This window comes from Microvirga tunisiensis (genome assembly GCF_009296175.1).
GTDB classification, from domain to species: Bacteria; Pseudomonadota; Alphaproteobacteria; order Rhizobiales; family Beijerinckiaceae; genus Microvirga; species Microvirga tunisiensis.
In genome coordinates this window covers 1-4,398 of sequence record NZ_VOSK01000443.1, presented here as the reverse complement: position 1 = coordinate 4,398, position 4,398 = coordinate 1, and the positions used below count along the sequence as shown (strand labels likewise).

Annotated in this window: 5 protein-coding genes and 1 pseudogene; all 6 read right to left on the bottom strand. The window is 61.1% G+C overall.

From position 1 onward, the window contains the following. Positions 1–214: hypothetical protein (locus FS320_RS38875; RefSeq protein ID WP_192926400.1), on the bottom strand; the 214-nt coding region annotated here is incomplete at its 3' end. 71 nt (positions 215–285) lie between these two features. Continuing rightward, a complete protein-coding gene (locus FS320_RS38870; RefSeq protein ID WP_244627666.1) occupies positions 286–2,241 on the bottom strand; it encodes an alkyl/aryl-sulfatase in 1,956 nt (651 codons plus the stop codon). 113 nt (positions 2,242–2,354) lie between these two features. Next, a pseudogene (locus FS320_RS49060) lies at positions 2,355–2,582 on the bottom strand (sulfatase-like hydrolase/transferase); the annotation flags it as partial. 249 nt (positions 2,583–2,831) lie between these two features. After that, positions 2,832–3,473, bottom strand: coding sequence for a hypothetical protein (locus FS320_RS38860; protein WP_244627665.1), 642 nt, complete (start codon positions 3,471–3,473; stop codon positions 2,832–2,834). Between the two features lie 132 nt (positions 3,474–3,605). Then, positions 3,606–3,980 carry an Ig-like domain-containing protein gene (locus tag FS320_RS38855; protein ID WP_152717694.1) on the bottom strand — a complete coding sequence of 125 codons (375 nt, stop codon included), beginning with the start codon at positions 3,978–3,980 and terminating at the stop codon, positions 3,606–3,608. A gap of 164 nt (positions 3,981–4,144) precedes the next feature. After that, the coding region (locus FS320_RS47335; protein ID WP_210252243.1) for a hypothetical protein at positions 4,145–4,398 on the bottom strand (254 nt) is incomplete at its 5' end.

Below are 4,398 nucleotides of genomic sequence, written 5' to 3'. Positions count from 1 at the left end.
ATGCCGGCTCGGGGAACTGGTCGACCAGGCATTCCGCGCCGCTCCTGACGAAGCGGGCATAGGTCTGCGGGCCGGTGTCGAGGACGACGGCGCCGTCCCTCATGACGAGCTGGCGGTTGGCGCCGCAAGTTCGCTGGGATGTCGGCGGTCCGACCTGGGCCGTCGCTGCCGTCACGACGGAGGCGAGAGCAAGGAATGCCAGTACGCGTCTCATCACAGTTTCCTCCTCGAAGCCCGAAAGGGTCATGCATCATGGCCTCGGATCCGGTCGGAACCGACGTCGCTCTAGGGTCCCTCGTAGTAGGTCGCATCATCCTGCAAGAGCTCGGGTTTTGGGGACAGGACAGCCTCCTTCTTCGTGCCCGGCAGAACCTCGAACCAGTTGTCGAACGTGACCATGGTGGAGCCGAGCTGCGTGAGCACCTGCGGATTGCCCTCCAGTTTGGCCTTGCCGGCAGCGACCTTGTCCGCCAGCTTCGCCGTCCCGATCATCACGTCCTCGAGCTCGCGGCGATCGATCGTGATGGTCAGGTCGGCATCGCTGGCCTGATAGCCCGCGATTGTCGTCAGCGTGGCATTGCTCATCTCAACGACAAACTTCTCGCCATTGTCGGGCGTCGAGATGTTGATCTTGAACCTCATGTCCTCGGCCTTGCGGCTGTCCATCTGGATCCCGAGGTAATTGAGGAAGAGCTCCGTGCTGGTCCCGCGCACGAAATCAGGGCTGCCCGCCTTTGCGGCCTTCACGGCAATGACACCATCGCGGAGTTCCTTGGCGCCGGCCAGGAAGCTGTTGCGGAGGCTCGGGCTCTCGAACTGATAGCCCATCTGCTCGTAGGTGTCCGCGAGAAGGTCCTTTGCGTCCTGGTTGCCCGGTTCCGCGTAGACCAACTTGTTGAGGATTTCCGTTGCGAGGCGATATTCGCCTTGATTGTAAAGGTCCTGGCCCTTTGCCATTACCTTCCCGGCACCGCCCATCATCTCGATGTACAGTGGCGCGGAATCTTCCGGCGACAGCGGAACCAGTGTTGCCGGGTTCAGGTCCCAGAAGCCGAGATAGCGTTGGATCACGGCACGGCTGTTATGCAGGTAGGAGCCATGATAACCGCGGTCGTACCATAGTTCTTGCAGACTTTTGGGCGGCTCGTAGACGTTGTGGATCTGATTGATCGTCACGCCGCTGTTGGCCAGGTGCAGGACCTGATTGTTCAGGTTCGCATACATGTCGCGTTGCCCGCGCATCACCTCGGCAATCCGCTCCTTCCCCCAACGCGGCCAATTGTGCGACGCGAACATCACATCGGCTTGATCCCCGAACTGATACAGCGCGACGTTGATGTATTGCGACCAGGCGAGGGCATCCCGAACCGGTGCTCCCCGCAGCGTCAGGATATTGTGCAGACTGCCGACGATGTTCTCCGCAGCCCAGAATGCCTTGTAGTCCGGAAACCAGGTATTCATCTCCGCGGGCGCTTCGGTCCCCGGAGTGTTCTGGAAAACCGTCCGCACGCCGTCGATTGTCAGTTCCTCGATCGGCCGCTCGATGCTCCTGGTCGGGGGCAGGATGCCGACGTCGCCACTCGCAGCGGCCTTGCCAATCGATGCATCCACCTGTCCGTAAGGACTCGGCGGCACAACGTCACCATAGGTATAGCTCTTGCGACGGGTCATCGCGTTGCCGGCATAGAGGTTCTCGGCGATGGCCTCGTTGACGAAACCTTTGGGTGCAATGATTTGCACCCTCCCGGCTGCCAGTGCGGCGTCATCCACCACGCCTCGAATACCGCCGAAATGATCGCCATGCGAGTGGGAAACAATCACTGCCACGACGGGGCGCTCCCCGAGCCTTTCGTTGATGAACCTGAGGGCGGCTCGCGACGTCTCCTTGACCGTTAGCGGATCAATCACGATCCAGCCGGTATTGCTTCGGATGAACGAGACGTTCGCGAGGTCGAACCCGCGCACTTGGTAGATGCCCGGCGCGACCTCGAACAGGCCGTATTCCATGTTGAGCAGGGCCTGACGTTGCAGGGACGGATGGATGCTGTCGTAGTCCTTCCCGCCCAGGAGGAAGGCCCAGTTATCGATATCCCAGGCGACCCCGCCCTCGTCATTCATGATCCTGCGGTAGGATGGTGCGGCAATAAAGCCACGTTTCGCTTCCTGGAAGTCCTGCCTGTCGGCAAGCGGCAGGATCCGTCGCTGCTGTTGCTGGGCCTCGATCGTGTACCGCGAGGGCATCTTTCCCTTGGCACTGAAATGTTGTGGCTCCTGCGCGACCGAGGCGCCTGCGAGGACTCCAGCGAGCACTGCACCGAGCGCAAGAGACAAAAACCTTAAGGATCCACTCATTTTCAGCCCTCTGCTGTCCGATCGAATGAGGTACGCTCGGAGGAACCGGAGCGCAGGTTGAACGGCATCGGCGCAGTACGGGATTGCTGGCCGTAACAATCTTTGAAGATGGCGCCTTCGTTGGCGATGCGATCGATGTTGGGCGTCCGATAGCCCATCATGCCGCGATTGTAGGCGCTGATGTTCCAGAAGCCGATGTCGTCGGCCAGGATCATGACAATGTTGGGCCTTTGCGGCTGCGCGGCAGCCGGCGTGCTGAGCGCCATCACGGAGGCGAACATGGTGACCAGGCCGACCCGGATCTTTCCACTGGCTTTCATGTTTTCAGGCCTCGCATCTCAAGAGTTCAGGTGGGCAAACGGGTTCCCGCATGCTTGTGGCAGTTCATTCCGCGCGCCTGGCCGGTCGCGCTTTATCGATCTGATCGAGAACCCGGCTGGGCGTGTGGCCTGCCGGATCCCGCGTCAGCGCAAAGACCCTCATTCGTTGCCGCAGGGCTCATACGGGTAATAGCCGCACTGATTTGGTATGACGTACGAGTTATAGGCGGCACTTGCATTGGAGACTCTTCCTCCCGCGTACCAGGCGCCATGATAGGCGGGAGCGTGCCAGTAGCGGCCAAAGTCATCGATGAACAGCGCCGCAGGTCCACTCGCCCCAGTCAGATTGCCTTCCAGCACCACGACGTCGAAGGTCAGGTTCCCGCCTTCGAGCTTCGGCGTCTTCAGCGTCACGACGGCGTCACTGACCTTCGAGCCGTCACCGCCCAGAACGGACACGGTGGCGTTGGGCGGATCCTTGGCGAAGTTGTCGTTGCCCTCGTCCCATTGCATGATGAACTGCTGCGTGGCCACATGACCGGCCGCCCGCACGGGCCGATCGGCGAACACGATCGAATTCGGTGACACGCCGGTCAAGGTCAGCTTGTTCCCCTCCAGCTTCGCGCCGGCCGCGTTGAGCACGGCGAGCGACGGGACCGGCCCCGTGGGCGTGACCTGACCGATGGCTTTCGTCGGGAGCATTGGCGGCCTGGCGCCTGCGTCCTGCGCGAGCACCGCATCTCCTGTCGCGCAGAGGCCACTGGTTATCAGGATAAAGCATGCGAATGACTTGCTGAGCATGGCGGACACTCCTCTCGTCCAGTCGGCTTTCTTCGGCATCCCTGCACCAGACCGTCGTCATCGATGCGAGCGCGTGAGGACGGTGGACGCCGAGACCCAGCGATCCCGGCGCCTCTCATCGGACGCCTATGGCTACTTGACGTTCACCCTGTAGCTGAGCACGGAGGTGCCGGGCTTCTCGTCGATGCTCTTGCCCTTCGCGGTGATCGCAAAGGCGTCGGACCCGACGTATCCGGAAGTGGGCACATAGGTCCACGTATCCTTGTCAACCATCTTCACGGTCCCGTGCTTGGGCCGTTGGCTGACCTTCGAACTGGCGAGCGTGCCTTGAGGGCTGATGTCGGACATGCAGCCCCGGGCCTGGACGTCAAAGGCGCCCTCCATGTTAGCGCCCATGATCGCCCGATTGCCGGCGATGTTGCACATGCTTTGTGGAGCCTGGGCAAGAGCCGGGCCGACGAACAGGAACACCAGCGGGAGTGCTGCGATCAACAATGGCTTCTTCATGACAGTCTCCTCTCGATTGTCCTCTGCGATTGATCGATATCAGCCCCTGTCGAGTCCCACAGGTCGTCTTGATGCGCGACCTGCGGTTCTTCCTGGCTTGCGTTCGGCCGGCACCTGGTCTGAGCGGTGCCGGCCGACGTCACGTCCCGTGCCTGGGAAGGTTGCTATTCACTTCCGTGGCTGGCATTGGCCTTTTTGACCTGCTCAAGAATCTCACTGAGATTGTAGGATTCGGGCGCTTGCAGTGGCGGGAACTTCTCGTAGCTCACTAGAGCGCGTTGACATTCAGGCTTTCGACGGACTCGCAAATCTGATTCAAGCTCCTTTTGGGCGCGGAGGCTTGGGTGAGCGGAGTTCGTCTGATGTTGAAAGATCACCAGTGGGATCGGATGGAGCCGCATTTGCCGGGCAAACGCAT